The following is a 15,770-nucleotide window of genomic DNA, read 5'->3' on the forward strand; positions in this document are numbered from 1 at the left end:
AGGTGGCTCCTCTGGGGTGGGGATCGTCCTGCTCAGGTGCAGGAGTAGTTCGGGCCGGTGTCCTGGCGGTAGGTGGAGGTCATCTTGCCGCCGCCGCTGGAGTTGTTCTTGCGGGACATGGGCTCCATGTTATTGAAGTCGTTGTAGAAGTCGTTACGGGTGGCCCGGTCGGCGTCGTAGCCCGTCTTGTTCCAGTGGTCGACCACCGGGTGCAGGTGCTCGTAGGTGAGCTGGTCCTTGCCGGCGGGTACCGATTCCCCCTTGGAGTTGAACCAGTTGAGCTGATCCCGTGGTATGCGCTGGCCGGCCTCCGGGTGGCCGGCGGGGAAGCGGGGCACGCCGCCCTGGGCCTGGCCCTCGACCGTCCACTTGGCCGCCATCGCGTCATGCGTCGACTGCCGGTAGCTGCTGGGGTATTCGGTGTCGCGGTTGTGGGTCGCCGGGCCGTTCGGGTTCGGGATGAAGCGGCCGTTCGGCCCCCGCTGCGGCGCCAGGCCCAGCGGGTCCGCGGTGGTGAACGGGTTGTCGACGTAGGCGTAGTGGTTGGGCGCCGCCGCCAGACCCAGCGGGTCGGCGGTCAGATAGCGGGCCGTCTCCGGGTCGTAGTGGCGGAAGTAGTTGTAGTTCCACCCGGTCTCGGGGTCCGCGTACTGGCCGGGGAACCGCAGGGGGCAGCCGTGCTCGCCGGTCCCGTCGCCGACGGGTCTGCCCCAGGCGGTGGTGCGCAGCCGCCAGGTGATCCGCCCGTCGGGGGTGACCAGTTCCGTCGGGGCGCCCGAGACATCGGTGACCACGGTGTGGAAGTCACGGTGGCCCCCGGCGTGCACGACGGTCTGGGTGAGCGGCCGGTGGGTGCCGGAGTGGTACTCCCATGCGGTGGCGGTCCCGTCTGACGTCACCTGCTCCGCGAGCCGGGTGCCGTCCCAGACGAAACGGATCTCCTCGGCCGTGCCGCCGTCCCCGTCGAGACGGCGCTTGGCGGTGCGCCGGCCTGCCGTGTCGTACTCGTACGTCCAGTGGGACCCGTCGGCCAGCACGGCGTCGGTGAGCTGGTCCGCCCGGTTCCACGTGAAATGCGCGGTACGCGTCCGGCCGTTGAGGAGCCGCGTGGTGCGGCGCACCATCCGGCCGTCCTCGTCGTACGCGTAGGTGTGGCGGCCGCACCGCTCGATGCGGTTGCCGGTGAAGGTGCGCTCGGTACCGGCCGGGTCGTCACCGGGGGTCGCGGCGTGCGTGAGGTTGCCGGCGCTGTCGTACGCGTAGGTCTCGGTCCAGTCCTGGGCGCGCACGGCGGTGACCCGGCCGTCCGGGTCGAGCTCGAAGCGCCGGGTGCCGCCCGTCGAGTCCGTGACCCCGTGGAGCCGGCCGTCGGCGCGATAGGCGTAGGCACGGTGCTGGAGGGTGTCGGCGCCGCGGACGACGGCCTGGGTGCTGAGCCGGCCCACCGCGTCCCACTCCTGGGACAGCACCAGATCGGGCCCGATGAGCCGCCGCACCTCCCGGTCGGCGTCGTCGAACGCGAAGCCCACCCGGTCGCCGCCGACGTCCAGGGCGGACGGTCGCCCCGCGGCGTCGTACGACCAGGTGGACAGCACCCCGCTCGGGGTGCGCCGGCCGGTGCGCCGGCCCAGTGCGTCGTAGGTCCACGTCGTGGTGCGGCCGTTGACGTCCTCGGAGAGCTTGCGGCCGAGGATGTCGTAGGTCTGGGTGACGGTGGTGGTGGCGTTGGCGGACCGCAGCAGACAGCCGGCCGGGTCGTAGGCGAAGGTGGCGACACCGTCGGCCGAGTGCTCCTCGACGGTGCGGCCCAGCTCGTCGCGGACGAACACGGTGGTGTGTCCAGCGGCACCGGTGCGGGCGGCGAGTTCACCGGTGGGATCGGGCCGGTACGCAACGGCCCGGCCCTGGAAGTCGCTCTCCCGGACGAGGTGGCCCACCGCGTTGTACGCGTAGTCCCAGGTGTGGCCGCGCGGGTCGGTGACGGTGGTGAGCCGCAGTTCGGTGTCGTGCGCGAAGGTGTGGGTGGTGCCGTCGGGCGTGGTGCGGGTGACGGGTGTCCCGAAGTGGGTGTAGGTGAACCGCGACACCTGGCCCAGGCGGTCGGTGTGGGCCACGAGATTGCCCTCGCCGTCCCACTCCCACATCTCGGTCGTGCCGTCGGCGAACTGCCGCCAGGCCGGCTTGCCTTCGCCGGTCCAGCCGAACCGCTCGGTGCTCCCGCCGGCGTCGGTGAACGAGCTGACCCGGCCGAACGCATCGCGCTCGACGGCCGTGGTGTGGCCCAGCGGATCGGTGACCGCCAGCGGCAGACCGGCCGGATTGCTCGCGATCGTACGGGTGTTGCCCAGGGCGTCGGTGACGGCGGCCAGCCTGCCGCGGTCGTAGGCGAAGGCGGTGACCGCGCCGGTCGGGTCCGTGGTGCGGGTCTGGTTGCCGTGGGCGTCGTACTCGTGCCGCCAGGTCGCGCCGTCCACCTCGACGATCTCCACGGGCAGGCCCAGTGCGTCGTAGGCGGCACGGGTCGTGCGGCCGTCGGGGCGGGTGACCGAGGTGAGGTTGCCGTGCTCGTCGTAGGCGTAGCTGCTGGTGTGCCCCAGCTCGTCGGTGACCGAGGCGAGTAGGTCCGGGCCGGTCCAGGTGCGGTGGGTGCGGTGGCCCTCGGCGTTGGTCCAGCCGGTCGGGCGCCGCTGCTCGTCGTAGTGGTAGACGGTGGTGTGGCCGAGGGAGTCGGTGTAGCGGTTGGCGCGGTTGACGGGGTCGTAGGAGAGCGTGCAGGAGAGGTAGCCGTCGGACCCGGTGCCGCGGACGCAGCGGTCGGCCGCGTCGTACTCCCAGCGGTACCAGCCGCCGTTGCGGTCGACGCGTTCGACGATGCGGCCCGCTTCGTCGTACCGGAAGTGCGTGGTGTGGCCCAACGAATCGGTCACGCCGACGAGCCGGCCCTGGTCGTAGGCGTAACGCCGCAGCACCGTGCCGGTGTCGCCGTCCTCGGTGCCCAGGAGGCGGAGCGCCACGACGCGGTTGTCGTCGGTGTCGACGGCGAGGCGGTAGCCGCCGCTGTGCCGGATCTCGAAGGGGGTGCCGTCGTCGTCGCGCCAGATGTCGACCCGGTTGCCGTTGCGGTCGGACAACGCCTGGAGGGGGAGGGACACCCGGCCGGCCGCGGCCTCCGTCGGCGTCACGGTGGCGGGCAGGAAGTGCAGGGTGTGCCCGGTGCCGCGGTCGGTGACGAGGATCTCGCCGGCCGGCGTCCCGTCCCAGTACAGCTCGTGGCGCGGGCCGTGGTGGGGGAGGACCACGGCATCGGGGCTCGGCACGTCGTACGAGAGCAGCATGCCGTCGGAGGTCGCCAGGACGAGCCCGTGCTCGTCGGCCTCCAGGCGCTGGTCCAGGGTCGAGGCCCACGAACCGCCGAACCACTGGCCGCACCGGTAGGACGACAGATGGGTGCGCTCGACGACGAGATCGAGCAGGCCGGGCAGTCGCACATCGGTCTCGGTGAGGATCATCTCGCCGGACACCAGGTCGACGGGGTCGCCGCCCTTGCAGCGGCCGTTCGCGGGCTTGGACGATCCCACGCCGTCGCGGTTCGCCCCGTCCCGCAGTGAGGGGTCGGTGGAGCCTGGCCGCCCGGACCCGGGGCCCTTCGAGGGGCCCTTGGGACCGTCCGTCCCCGGGGACGGGTGCGGTGACGAGGACGGATGCGGCGCCGAGGACGGGCCCGTGTGCGGGGCCTTGGGCAGGTCGCCGTGCCGGCCCTTGAGGATGCCGTCCATGTCCGCCGCGTGCTTGGCGTCGGTTTCCGCGTGGTTCTTCGCCACCTGCCGCAGGCGTTCACCGGTGTCGTGGTAGAGGTCCTTGACGGCCTTCCCGGCGTCGTCGCCGAGCGTCTTGCCGAGTCGCACCGCGCCGTCCTCCAGCGCCTTGACGATGCGGTTCGTCACGCGAAACTCACCCCGCTCAGCTTGCTCTTGAAGTCCTCGGCGTGCGCCGCCACCTTCTCGGCGTGTGCGGACAGCTTCTGCGAGCGGGCGTGCAGCTCCTCGGGATGGACCGAGAAGCTCTCCCCGACGCCCCCGCCGGCGGCCACGCCGAGGGCCTTGGCGGTGCCCTCGTAGACGAGCCCACTCACCGCCTTGCCGACCACGTCGACGAGCGGGGTGATGGCGGCCTCGATCACCTGGCCGACGACGTACTGCTCCAACTGCTGTTCCAGATAGCTCGTCGCCTTGCGGGCCGCCGCGATGATCCCGGCCTCCGCGACCTCGGCGAGCCCGAAGGTGACGGCCGCGGCGGCCTGGTCGGCGACGAACGTCACGGCCAGCGCGACGAGTTCGGCGATCGCCGCCGCCTTCATGCCCACGATGACACCGGACGCGGCGTCGAGCGCGGTCGCCACGGTGTGACAGGCCGTCACCAGCTCGTTCATGTGACTCGACGACATCTGGCCCCACTTGGCCATCAGGGCATCGTAGGACGCGCCCTGGTAGATCTGGGACAACTGCTCCACCGAGGAGGTGGCGTCCTGGTGACTCTGCTGCAGATTGTTCGCGAAGTCCCGCACATGACTGGCGAATTCGCTGACCTTGTCCTCGTTGACGTTCGGCCAGTGCACGCCGACGAAGTCGAGGAACGTCACCACCGCATCGGGTAGTTCCAGTGCCACCGCTTTCCCCCCAGGTGAGATACCGTCAGCCCCGCGGTTGCAACGTATCGCCGCCGGTTAAAGCGGGGGCAATACGTGGGTCACGTTTGTCTCAGGGGTCGTTGAGAGGCGCTGGTGCGCGGCAGCACAACGCCCCCGGCCGTGGTGACGACCGGGGGCGGCTGAGGGCGGCCGCGTGGCGCGGCGCGGGCGCGGTTTGCTGGGTGGGAAGGTGCCGGACGGCGGGGAGTCCGGCTCAGGTGTTGGGCAGTTGGCCCTTGTCCGGCTCACCGGCGGGCACCGGCTCCAGCACCGCGACATCCATCGGGCCGGCCAGCGCGTCCGCGATCTCCCCGCCCAGCGCGGCCAGTACCGGCCCGGCCGAGTGGGCGTCGAGGGCGGCCTGATCGGCCCAGTTCTCGACGACGGTGACCCGGTCGTCGCCGGCATGGGCGGCGTAGAGCAGGCAGCCGGGTTCGGCGTGCACCGCGGAGGCGTGCCGACGGAACGCCGCGAGCACCTCCTCCCGGCGGCCGGGCTTGGTCCGGAGAGTGGCGACAACGATGGGCACGTCGACTCCTTGGGTATGTGTCCGTCCGTAGCGCGGACGAGAACGGCTGGTCACCGGCACTCTATGCCAGGCAGGGCGCCGCCGCCCCGCCAGGATGCCTGGCCGGGTGCAGGGCGGTCGGCTGTGCGAGCATGCCGTCCGACACCGCGGCCGATGTCGGCACGGACGACCTCGCCGCAGGGGTGGGGAGCCGGAGGGCTACCGCGCATGGCGACCGGACCGGCCAAGAGGGGACGCTCCGGCCCCTTGTGGTCGTCAGCCCCGCAGGTGTTTTGTGCGGGCGCCGACTTGACGCCGCGCCGGCTTCGGCGGGCGGGGAAAGGCCGGGGCGCGGCAGCTGGGTAACGGGCTCCCGCCGGCGGGTCGGCGCAGCGCCGCCCGGCATCACTCATTTGCTACCTTGCGCAACTGTATAACCTTCCTCAAGGGAAACCGCCCCTCTTCTGCAGGAACCGGACGGACATGGGTGCACAGTTGACAGGCAGCCAGGAGGCACGGGCCGGACGCCACAGCAATCGGCCCGTCTCGCGGCGGCGGCGCAAACGCGGCAGCAAGGTGGGCATGGCTGCCGCGACAACGGCTTCGCTCCTCGTGCTGCTTGTCGGGGGAGCGGGCTGGGTCTACCTCCGCCTCAACGGGAGCATCGCCACGTTCGGCGCGGACGGCGTGAGCGAGGACCGGCCGCCCGAGGGGGCCGGCGGCAGCAATGTGCTGGTCATCGGCTCCGACTCGCGCTCGGGCGGAAACCGCAGACTGGGCGGCGGGGAAGGGGACGTGGGCCGCTCGGACACCGCGTTCCTGCTGCACGTCTACGGGGATGCCAGGCACGCGGTCGCGGTGTCCATCCCCCGGGACAGCCTGGTCGACATCCCACCGTGCCGGCTGCCCAACGGCGACTGGGCCCGGCCGCAGCGCAACGTGATGTTCAACTCCGCCTTCACCGTGGGGCTGACGGCCAAGGGCAACCCCGCCTGCACCCAGAACACCGTCGAGAAGCTGACCGGCTTACGCGTCGACCACACCGTGGTCGTCGACTTCGAGGGCTTCTCGAAGATGACCGCGGCGGTCGGCGGGGTACCCGTATGCCTCCCCAAGGACATCTACCAGGGCGATCTCAACCCCAACCGGGGCTCGAAGGGCAAGGTCCTCTTCGCCAGGGGGCCGCAGCTGGTGTCGGGGCAGAAGGCGTTGGAGTACGTCCGCATCCGGCACGGCATCGGGGACGGATCCGACATGGGACGGATCAAGCGTCAGCAGGCGTTCGTCTCCAGTCTGATCAAGAAGATCAAGTCGGAGGGGATCAATCCCTCGACGCTCCTTCCGCTGGCGAACGCCGCAACCCAGTCGATGACCGTCGACCCGGGACTGGGGTCGGCGAACCGGCTGATCGCGTTCGTGATGTCGATGAAGGACATCGATCTGCACAACACCAAGTTCGTCACCATGCCCTGGCACTACCAAGGCGCGCGGATCGCCGTGGTGCATCCGGCGGCCGACGCCCTGTGGGCCGCGCTCAGGGCGGACCGGACCATCGACGGCAAGGACGCCAGTGCCCGGCACGGCAGGAAGAACGAGGACGCCGAGGACGGGCCCAACGGCTCCCGCGCCCCGGCCTCTTCGGTCTCGGGGGCCGGCATCAGCGTCGTCGTCCGCAACGGCACGCGGGTGGCGGGACTGGCGGCCCGCGCCGCCGCCGAGCTGAGGGCCGTGGGTTTCACCGTCACCGGCACCGCCACCGCCCCGACCCAGGACCGCACCACCACGGTGATCACCTACGGACCGGGCCGGGAAGCCGAGGCACACACCCTGGCCCGTCTCTTCCCCGGCGCGGACCTCCAGCAGGCCACCACCCCCGGCATCGCCGTCACCCTCGGCCGGTCCTACGCCGAGGCCCCCGCGCCCGCCCGTGCCGCCTCCGCCGGCGACATGTCCTCCGGCGCGGCCGACAAGGCCCGTTCCGCCGACGACGACCCCTGTTCCAACCTCTCCTACGGGTAGTACGCAGGCCGGTCGCGCATCACTCCGTCGTGGGGCCCGGCACCGGGCGCGGAGCAGGCCGGCGTCGACGAGATCGGGGCCTGGGCGGGCGGCGACGAGGGCTACGACGAACGCGTCCTGGCGCGCAGCATCCCCGTTCGCTCGGTCTGCGAACACCATCTGCCGCCGTTCGTCGGCACCGCCCACGTCGGCTACCTGCCCGGCCGGCGCACCCTCGGTCTGTCCGAACTCGCCCGCGTCGTCGAGAACTTCGCGTGCTCCTGGGCACCCTCCGCAACGACGCGCGCTCCCGTGTCGAATTCCTGGCCCTGGCCGGCCTCATCTGACCCCGACAGCCGACGACGGGACGACAGTCGTGGGCCGGACACCCGAGTCGGTACGTTCCGTCATCCGGTAGGCCGCAAGCGGCGCCGGCGTCCCACCGCGGCAGGCGACGTGGTCGATGGCGAAAGCGTTGCCGGTCGGCACGGCCACGGTGAGCGTGGCGGTTGGGGCGAACGCCACGGCAATGGAGCGCACGGTCTTCTTCGTGCAGCCACCACGTCGTCCCGTCTCGTGCTTGCACAACGACGATCCTCGGCGGAGTGCGGCGGAGGCGGAATGGAGTGTGCGGCGCGGTGACTCGTGCCGGTGATGCCCAAGTTGAGGCATCAGGTCAGTGGGTGGGCTTCTCCCACACGAGCGAGTACCGGCGAAGCACATGGCGGCGATAGCGGACGCCTGGCAGCAACCGTCGGGCGGCAGCGCGCACCTGCCCGTAACTCATCTGCGGATCGACGACCGGCATGCCCGGCGGGCCGCCGGCACGGCGCAACACCTTGGTGATCCGCACGACCGGGGCGGCCGCGATCAGCGCCGCCCACTCGGCCGGACTCGCCTCACGCGCCAGGCCGACCACCACCAGCGTGCCGCCGGGCCGCAGCAGATCGCGCATGCGGATCAGGGCTGCCGTGAAGTCCATGTGGTGGATCGCGGTGACCGAGCAGACGAAGTCATAGCTGGCGGCGGGAAGGTCCGCGGCCAGGAAGTCGCCCTCGACGAAGGCGAGATCCTGGTGGTCGGCGGCCAGTTCGCGAGCGCGGGCGATCATCTCCGGCGACTTGTCCATGCCGGTGACGTGCTCGGCCCGCTCGGCGAGCTTCCGTACCAGCAGTCCGTCGCCGCAGCCGACGTCCAGGGCGTTGCCGCACCCGCTGGGGACGGCGCGCAGGATGCCCGGGTGCCTGGCGACGTTGGTGTTCCAGTACGGCTTCAGGTCGGACCGGTTCATGGCGCCATCGTAGGAGCTCGGACGGGAATATCCCTCCGGGGATGGTCAGTTGACTGCAGCCGAAGCCGGCGCGGCCGTAGGACACCCGGTCCTGCCCGCTGCCTGTCAGGCGAGGCCGGCGGCCTGTTCCCCCGCGTTCCGAGGAGCGTGCCCGCGGAGCGGGAGCAGGAGCGGGGTGGCCAGGAGGATGACTCCGGCGAGGGCGATCGCGGTGCGGGGACTGGTGACGGCGGCCAGCAGGCCCCACACGGCGGTGACGGCCGCGATGCTGGTGCTGCTGCTGACGGACCACGCGGACAGGGTGCGGGCGACCCGGTCGGGAGCGGCGTGGTCGAGCCGGTACGTGGCCAGTACGGGATTGAAGACGCCGCAACAGGTCACCAGGCCGAATTGGACGACGATGATGAGCACGATCCCGGGGACCCCGGGCTGGACGAACGCCAACCCGACGGACCAACAGGCGCGCAGCGCCCCGACGGTGAGCAGCACCTTGCGCTGCCCGCAACGCGTCACGAGCCGGCGCGCGAGACGTGAGCCGACGAGACCACCGATGCACGGCACCGCGAACACGAGGCCGTACTGCCAAGGCGCGAAGCCGAGGTGGTCCAGCAGGAGCACGGCGAGCAGCGGTTCGGAGGCCATGATCAGGCCGTTGACCGTGATCGAGTTGAGGAACAGCGGGCGCAGCGTGGGATGGGCGAGGATGTGGCGCCATCCTTCGAGGAGATCGCCGGCCCGCAGGCGTGGTGCACCGGTACGGGCGGGGTGCGGTTCGCTGCCGCCGATGGCGCGGATACCCAGCGCCGAGAGCAGATAGCTGAACGCATCGGCCAGCACGGTCGTCACCGGGCCCAGCAGCCCGATCGCGGCCCCGCCGAGCGGTGGTCCGACCACGGTAGCGGTCCAAGTCGTCGACTCGAAGCGGCTGTTGGCGACGAGCAGATCCGCCGGCGGCACGAGTGCCTTCAGATGTGCGCCGCTGGCCGTCTTGAAGGCGATGTCCGCCGCGGCGACGATGACGGAGACGACGAGCAACTGGGCGAAACCGAGCCAACCGAGCGCGAACGCCACGGGGACACTGATCAGGGCAGTGAACCGGGCCAGATCCATCGCCACCATGACCGGACGTTTGCGGCGGAACTCCATCCACGGACCGAGCGGCACCGCCACCACGGCGCCCACGGCCCGCCCCGCGGCAGCCAGCGCGGCCACCTGCGTCGGCCCGGAATGCAGCACGAGGACCGCGATCAGGGGAAACGCGCCGAACCCGAGCCCGGTCCCGTACGCACTGACCGCATACGCGGCCCACAACCACCCGAACTGCCGCCCCAGTCCCCGCCTGCCTGACATTCCCACGCCGCTCTCGTCGATCCGGACAACCACACACCGCTGACCCATCGGCATCCAAGCGGTACGAGGACGTTCGGATCAAACAACCGACGTGGCGGGAGACACAACCGCGTGTTGTGCGGATGCGCCGGTCGACGCGGTCGAAGCGGTCGACGCCTGCCGATGCCGGTCGATGTCATCGGCGGCGCGCTGAACGCGACCCGCAACTCCACGGGTGCGTGTACAGCTGCCCCTCCGACCGGATGTAGCGGGTGCCGCCCCACTTGGCCGCGGATGCCACATCAGGGAAGAATCCCGGCCGTTCAGGTTGGCGCTGGTGTCGCACAGCACCGGAACGCCGCCGAGCTGCTCGTACGCGGCAAGGGTGCGTGCGGTGGCGGTGCTCAGGGACGCATCGGTGGTCTGCGGTCGCGCGGTGCCGTCCAGCCGGGTCGGTGGCACCGCCGATCGCCGCACCGGAATCGTTCGGAAACGGCGCGATCCAGGTGACCGGTGATAGCCGCGCAAGCGCGATACATGCGCTGTCGGGGCCGGTGCCGAGCGGTGTGGAGCATGCCTGTGGTCACGCCAGGATGTTGTTGGTGTGGGAGAGGCGGCGGGCGGTGGCCAGGAGGGCGTGGATCTGGGGAGCGGCCTGCTCGATCTGTGTCAGGGGAGTGGTGAACGGCAGACGGACGTCGTGAAAGGTGTGCGGGTGTTCAAGGCGGAGGGTGATGCCGTAGCGGTCCATGGCCACCGGAAGGGCGCGCAGCACGCCGTTGGGGACGGGGCGGACCAGGCGGAGCAGGAGCGGGACGATCTCGCTGTGTGCGTCGACGAGGTGCGTCAGCATCTCCGCCTCGCTCTTCGCCAGCGGGTCGAGCTCGGCTTCCTCCAACTCCCGGAGCGTGACGTAGGTGCGTTCCGAGGTGTCTTCCAGGACCGCCTGGCCGAACTCCAGGCAAGTGCTCTTGTCGGAGTGGGGGTTGTACGGGGCGGTGAGGAGCCCGGCCACGGTGACCCGGGCACGCAGCCGGTCGCGTACGGACGTGGGGGCGATGTCGGTGAGTTCCAAGCGGACCGGCACGCGCCGGGTCGGGGCGGCGTCGGTGGCCTCGCACGGGGCGTGCAGGTGGAAGAGGCCCGTCGCCCCGCCGCTGAGACGGTGGATTTCGCTGCGGAGTCCGTCGCTCACCACCGTCATGGAGTGGGCGACGGTCAGGATCGAGCGGATGCGCTCGGCTGGGGTCGGTGTGATGGCACGGGTACGAGTCGCACGCATCCGGTCCTCCAAAGGAAGGCTACTTAGGTTTGCCTAACCTAACTTACTTCCCGCTGGCTCGCGAGCAAGGGGGGAGGGGGAAGCGGGAGGGGTTGATGTCGGGAGTCGCCTCCCGTCCCGACGGCACTCCGGCCGACCTGGCCGACGGCTCCGTCGTGTTGACGACTCCCTCGCCGTCCCCTCGCCCACTCTGTCGTGAAGTACGTCACCAGTCAGAAGAGAACCGGACTTTTCGCCCGTACGTCTCTCCACTCGACATCGGCCGCCCGACCCACGGGATTCGGAATCGAAGGAGAGTGTCTGTGTCTTTTCCCCTCGCCCTGAGCATCGGTGTTCTCGGCTGCGTTGCCATCGCGGTGGTGACGTTTCTGACGGGGCGTCCCCGGAAGGTGTCCCATCGCGTGTGCGCTGCCTTGGGGTGGTTGTGGGTGGCCGGGGTCGTGGGCCTGACGTTCGGGACGCGCTCCGGCGGCGGCCAGGCGTTGAACTTCAAGCTGCTCGACCTCTCCAACCCCGCCGATGCCTGGGACTTCTTCCTCAACGTGCTCATGTTCGTCCCCGGCGGCCTGCTCCTGGCGAGCGCAGGCGTGCGTCTTCTGGGTGCGGCGACCTGGGGGTTCCTCGGTTCCTTCGGCATCGAGACGATGCAGTACCTCACCGCCTCGGGGCGTACGGCCGACATCAACGACCTGTTGGCCAACACCCTGGGTTGCGTGGTCGGGTTCGCCTGCGCCGCAGCGGTCCGGACCTTGTTCCGCCGGACGCGGGCACTCGGCGGGCCACGTCTGCGGACCTGAGACCGGCCTGCGCACGCGCTTCAGATGCCGGTGAGCAGGCCGTGGGGGCTCCACGGCAGGGCCTCACGCTGGGTGCGGCACGAGGGGGGCCGGGGTCGGCCGGCGGGAGTCGATGTGGTGTTCACGTGGTCCGCCTGGTTGTGGCCTCGGCCAGTCGGCGCAGGGCGTCCTGGGCTTCGGGGTGGATGGCGTGGGCGGTGCCGAGCTGCCGGAGGACGCGTTCACGGCGTTCGTGGATCATGCCCTCGACGTGGGCGCGGGCGCCGGTGACGGTGAGGATGTTGCGGATCTGGGTGGCGTCCGCCTCGGTGAGGTGTGGGTTGCCGATCAGGCGGCGCAGGACGGCGGCATGTGCGGGGGAAGCGTCACGCAGGGCGAGCGTCAGCAGCATGGTGTGTTTGCCCGCGCGCAGGTCCTCCAGCCGGGACCGGCCGGTCGCCTTCGGGTCGCCGAAGACTCCCAGCAGGTCGTCACGGAGCTGGAACGCCTCGCCCAACGGCTGGGCGTAGCCGGTGAGTTCGCGAAGCAGGGACGGCCGTGCGCCACCGAGGACGGCGCCGATGTGCAGGGGGCGCTCGCAGGTGTATTTCGCGGTCTTGTAGCGGACGATCGCCAGGGCGCGGTCCAGGTCGACGGTGGGGTGTCCGGTGGCGGTCACGTCCAGGTACTCGCCGTAGATCACCTCGGTGTGCATCACGTCCAGGACCGGTAGTACGGCGAGGAGTTGACTGCTGGTCAGCCCTGCGGTGTGCAGGATTTCGTCGGACCAGGTCAGGGCGAGGCTGCCGATGAGCAGTGCACAGGAGGATCCCAGGTGCTCGGCGAGGGGCTCCGGGTGGTGTGCGGTGTGACGGGTGGCCAGGGTGCGGTGGACAGTCGGTGCGCCGCGGCGGGTGGCCCTGTCGTCGATGATGTCGTCGTGGATGAGGCGGAAGGCGTGGAACATCTCCAGACTGGCCGCCACCCTCACCACCGGCTTCGGCGGTGGCGTTCCGGTGGCCGCCTGCCAGCCGAGTGCGCACAGGACCGGGCGTAGCCGCTTTCCTCCGGCGGACAGGAATTCCTCCAGCGTCCGGGCGGCCTGGTCAGGGAGGTTGCGGGCCGCGGCAGCGGCGGTCTTGCCCTGAAGGAACTGGTGGAGCGCGGCGTCGACATCGCGGCGCAGGCTCTTGAGGTCCAGTGGCGTGGGGATGCGCTGGGCGGGGACGGTGGCGGTCACGAACGGTCACCTGCCTTGGGGAAGTTGAGGGCGTCGGGAGCGCCGGGGGCCTTGGGGTCCGTCACCGTGGTCCGCTGGCCGTGCTCGCCAGGAACGGGGCCTCGTCGAGCGGGGCGCCGACGATGCGGGATTTTCGGCACGCTGACCGGTGCGCCGCCGACGACGGGTACTGTCCCGACACGGATCTGCCGGGAACGGCGGCGCACCGGAGCCTGAGAGGAGCGCGGCGATCAGGGGCGTCGTTGCAGGAAGGATGCGGAGGGCGGCAGGGCCGGCCACTCCTTCGAGCGGTGACATAGGGCGGTCCGATGCGGTCGTCGCCATCCGGTCCTCCTCCCGCAAGGCGCGCGGCACGCCGGCCACAGGCTGCGTGCAATTCCAGGAGACCGGGTAGGCGCCGGGCAGCGGAAGCCGCTCGCGCTGCCAAGTGCGTGAACTTGTTGAAAGGCGGCACCTGCGGCGGGCCCACTGGGGCGGTTGGGGCGCGGCTGGTGTCGTGCCGCAGGCCGCGAGCACGGGTTCATGAAAGTGCCGGCATCGGCGAGGGCGATGTCTGCGTGCCGGGCCTACCCGCCGACCGCAGGAAGACGACCCGTCAGCGGGGCCACTTTTCGGGGGTGCTGCTGGTGGTCACCTGGCATACGGCCGGGCGGCCCGGCACAGGTGACTTGCCTTGTGCGACGACCCGGACGCCGTCGAGCAGGATCCGGCACGAGGCGACCGTCCCCGGCTCCGGTTCGATCACCACCCGGGCCACCTGGCCGGTGTTGACCAGGGCCTCCTTGCGCCACGGCAGGGGAGTGGTCCCGACCTGTTCATCCTTGTACTCCGACTTGAAACGGTCGGGATTGCGCCGGTAACGCACCGTGACGGCCCGCGCGTCACCGCTGACGGCGTTGCCCTCGTAGACCAGGTCCCAGGCATTGCCGCCGCGTGCCTCCTTCAGCGTGCCGATGTTGGCCCTGACCCAGAGCGCGCCGCCGATGAGGAGGGCGGCCACGGTCAGCCCGACACATGCCAGGAGGATGCCGCCGCCGCGGGAGCGACGGCCCGGAGGAGTGGGAGAGGCCATGGTGGGGTGACTTTCTGCCTGGGGGCTCGGGGATGCCTGTCGCGCCGAGCTTGTGGAACCAGGCTGCCAGACTCCGGCTGTGAGCACGGAGACGCTGATCGGGGTGGCGGGGGTCGCGTCGGCATGCGTCGCCGACCGCCGTGACGGCGATGGGTGCTGGGATGTCGACCACCTTGCCGACATCGGCAAGAACCGAGCTCGGGTCAGGTCTGTGGCGGCCGGGGGTGGAGGCATCAACGTCGCCCGCGGCGTGGCGCGACTCGGAGGACGGGCAACCGCCGTCCGCACCGCCGGCCGCGAGGTCGGCTGCCGCCTGAACAGGTTGCTGGACGAAGAGGGCATCGACCACATCGCCGTCGACATCGAGGGCGAGACCCGCGAAGCACTCGTGCTCTTCGAGACCGCGTCGCGCCGCAGCCAGCACATCGTCCCGCCCGGCCCGGACCTCGACTACGGAACGTTGCAAGGACCCGAAATTTGCCCATTGCTGCCACATGGATTCAGTTGTGCCCGAAAAGGCATTTTCTGTAAAAATTGAATCAGTGTCGCACCGGGCCGCGCGTTGGCCTCCGCTCGGACCGCACGTCGACCGGGAACGGGAGAGGTGAAGGACATGCTGGAGAGAGCCAAGGACGCACCTGCCGGCGTCGACGTGGTAAAGGCGATCGGGACTGTGTCGAAGAGCGACTACCAGTCGGTGGTCGAGCCACTCATCGAGGATGCTCGCAGGGAAGGCCGCCGCATTCGGATCCTGTGCGAGATCGGCCCTGAGTTCACGTCCTTCACCCCCGGAGCCGCCTGGGAGGACCTCAAGGTCGGCATGGGGGCCATGAGGCTGTTCGAGGGGTGTGCGGTCGTCAGTGACGCGCGCTGGATCCGTGAGTCGACCCGGTTGACGAGCTTTCTGATGGCCTGCCCGGTGCGCGTCTTCGGAAGCCAGGAGCGTGACGAGGCCCTGCGCTGGCTGGCGTCGCTTCCCGAGGGCCCCGGCATTTCCCACCGGCTGACCGAGTCCGAAGTACTCGTGGTCGAGGTCGAACAACCCCTGCGTGCACAGGACTTCGACGCCCTTGCACTGACCGTGGACACCTGGCTCGGGACGCACGCCGAATTGGCCGGCGTCGTGATCCACGCGCGAGAGTTCCCCGGATGGGAGAACATCGGCGGCTTGATCCGTCATGTGCGGTTCATTCGCGACCACCACCGGAAGGTAGGGAAGATCGCACTGGCGGCTGACAGCAAGGTCGCCGCCCTGGTACCCCAGCTTGCGAATCACTTCGTTCGGGCCGAAGTGCGGCGGTTCGAGTACGACGAACTCGATGAAGCCCTCGTATGGGCGGCCAGGCCACGGTTCGTCAGTCGTTGACGCTCCGCTTGGCCCCGCCGTCCACGCCGCGCGGTTGCCGCGCCGGATGCGGCCACGGATGCATCGCTTGCCAGGTTGCGGACAGCCTCCGACGCGAGGTGCGGCCGACGCCACGGACGAGGTCCGGGCCAAGGCCGCCCTCCGGGCAGGAGAAGACCCGGCAGTGAGCTTCCCTTGCTCCTGAAGTTGGTGCAGAGGTCGCTTCCCCAGGTGGCTGTTGC

12 protein-coding genes and 1 pseudogene are annotated in these 15,770 nt (G+C 70.5%); 5 read left to right on the forward strand and 8 right to left on the reverse strand.

The features are described 5' to 3' along the window. Nucleotides 1-32 precede the first annotated feature (32 nt). The 3 genes from K2224_RS32970 to K2224_RS32980 all read right to left on the reverse strand — a co-directional run bounded on the left by K2224_RS32970 (nucleotide 33) and on the right by K2224_RS32980 (nucleotide 5,216). Complete coding sequence (locus K2224_RS32970) at nucleotides 33-3,944, reverse strand: DUF6531 domain-containing protein (protein ID WP_221910830.1); 3,912 nt, start codon at nucleotides 3,942-3,944, stop codon at nucleotides 33-35. Continuing rightward, nucleotides 3,941-4,666 carry a WXG100 family type VII secretion target gene (locus tag K2224_RS32975; protein WP_221910831.1) on the reverse strand — a complete coding sequence of 242 codons (726 nt, stop codon included), beginning with the start codon at nucleotides 4,664-4,666 and terminating at the stop codon, nucleotides 3,941-3,943. Before K2224_RS32975 ends, K2224_RS32970 begins: the two co-directional genes overlap by 4 nt. 235 nt (nucleotides 4,667-4,901) lie before the next feature. Next, entirely contained in the window at nucleotides 4,902-5,216 is a 315-nt protein-coding gene (locus K2224_RS32980; protein WP_018538093.1) for a putative quinol monooxygenase, read from the reverse strand. 561 nt (nucleotides 5,217-5,777) lie between these two features. On the opposite strand from K2224_RS32980, the gene K2224_RS32985 reads away from it, so the two are divergent. After that, entirely contained in the window at nucleotides 5,778-7,214 is a 1,437-nt protein-coding gene (locus tag K2224_RS32985) for an LCP family protein (protein WP_260693619.1), read from the forward strand. 93 nt (nucleotides 7,215-7,307) lie between these two features. Then, nucleotides 7,308-7,472, forward strand: a pseudogene (locus K2224_RS32990) (GTP cyclohydrolase I); the annotation flags it as partial. A 397-nt stretch (nucleotides 7,473-7,869) separates the two neighbouring features. On the opposite strand, the gene K2224_RS32995 reads toward K2224_RS32990, so the two are convergent. The 3 genes from K2224_RS32995 to K2224_RS33005 all read right to left on the reverse strand — a co-directional run bounded on the left by K2224_RS32995 (nucleotide 7,870) and on the right by K2224_RS33005 (nucleotide 11,095). Beyond that, on the reverse strand, nucleotides 7,870-8,484 hold the full coding sequence (locus tag K2224_RS32995; protein ID WP_221910833.1) for a bifunctional 2-polyprenyl-6-hydroxyphenol methylase/3-demethylubiquinol 3-O-methyltransferase UbiG: 615 nt from the start codon (nucleotides 8,482-8,484) through the stop codon (nucleotides 7,870-7,872). A gap of 105 nt (nucleotides 8,485-8,589) precedes the next feature. After that, a complete protein-coding gene (locus tag K2224_RS33000) occupies nucleotides 8,590-9,834 on the reverse strand; it encodes an MFS transporter (RefSeq protein WP_221910834.1) in 1,245 nt (414 codons plus the stop codon). A 562-nt stretch (nucleotides 9,835-10,396) separates the two neighbouring features. Beyond that, nucleotides 10,397-11,095 (reverse strand): DUF2470 domain-containing protein, encoded by a 699-nt coding sequence (locus tag K2224_RS33005; RefSeq protein ID WP_221910835.1) that lies wholly within the window; start codon nucleotides 11,093-11,095, stop codon nucleotides 10,397-10,399. Between the two features lie 428 nt (nucleotides 11,096-11,523). Between K2224_RS33005 and K2224_RS33010 the strand changes: the two genes are divergently transcribed. After that, a complete protein-coding gene (locus K2224_RS33010) occupies nucleotides 11,524-11,892 on the forward strand; it encodes a VanZ family protein (RefSeq protein WP_260693620.1) in 369 nt (122 codons plus the stop codon). Between the two features lie 121 nt (nucleotides 11,893-12,013). On the opposite strand, the gene K2224_RS33015 is transcribed toward K2224_RS33010, so the two are convergent. Both K2224_RS33015 and K2224_RS33020 read right to left on the reverse strand, forming a co-directional pair. Continuing rightward, nucleotides 12,014-13,111, reverse strand: coding sequence for a polyprenyl synthetase family protein (locus tag K2224_RS33015; protein WP_221910837.1), 1,098 nt, complete (start codon nucleotides 13,109-13,111; stop codon nucleotides 12,014-12,016). A 595-nt stretch (nucleotides 13,112-13,706) separates the two neighbouring features. Beyond that, on the reverse strand, nucleotides 13,707-14,111 hold the full coding sequence (locus K2224_RS33020) for a hypothetical protein (RefSeq protein ID WP_260693621.1): 405 nt from the start codon (nucleotides 14,109-14,111) through the stop codon (nucleotides 13,707-13,709). A gap of 151 nt (nucleotides 14,112-14,262) precedes the next feature. Between K2224_RS33020 and K2224_RS33025 the strand changes: the two genes are divergently transcribed. Continuing rightward, the gene (locus tag K2224_RS33025; RefSeq protein WP_260693622.1) at nucleotides 14,263-14,721 is read left to right on the forward strand and encodes a PfkB family carbohydrate kinase; all 459 of its coding nucleotides are present in this window, start codon (nucleotides 14,263-14,265) and stop codon (nucleotides 14,719-14,721) included. A 75-nt stretch (nucleotides 14,722-14,796) separates the two neighbouring features. Continuing rightward, a complete protein-coding gene (locus K2224_RS33030; protein WP_221912106.1) occupies nucleotides 14,797-15,549 on the forward strand; it encodes an STAS/SEC14 domain-containing protein in 753 nt (250 codons plus the stop codon). Nucleotides 15,550-15,770: the final 221 nt, after the last annotated feature.

Source organism: Streptomyces sp. BHT-5-2, assembly GCF_019774615.1.
Taxonomy (GTDB): Bacteria; Actinomycetota; Actinomycetes; order Streptomycetales; family Streptomycetaceae; genus Streptomyces.

Excerpts from the sequence above, each read along its gene's own strand:
- K2224_RS32985 (WP_260693619.1), top strand. The coding sequence starts at position 5,778 with ATGGCTGCCGCGACAACGGCTTCGCTCCTCGTGCTGCTTGTCGGGGGA.
- K2224_RS33000 (WP_221910834.1), bottom strand. The coding sequence starts at position 9,834 with ATGTCAGGCAGGCGGGGACTGGGGCGGCAGTTCGGGTGGTTGTGGGCC.
- K2224_RS33005 (WP_221910835.1), bottom strand. The coding sequence starts at position 11,095 with ATGCGTGCGACTCGTACCCGTGCCATCACACCGACCCCAGCCGAGCGC.
- K2224_RS32995 (WP_221910833.1), bottom strand. The coding sequence starts at position 8,484 with ATGAACCGGTCCGACCTGAAGCCGTACTGGAACACCAACGTCGCCAGG.
- K2224_RS33030 (WP_221912106.1), top strand. The coding sequence starts at position 14,797 with ATGCTGGAGAGAGCCAAGGACGCACCTGCCGGCGTCGACGTGGTAAAG.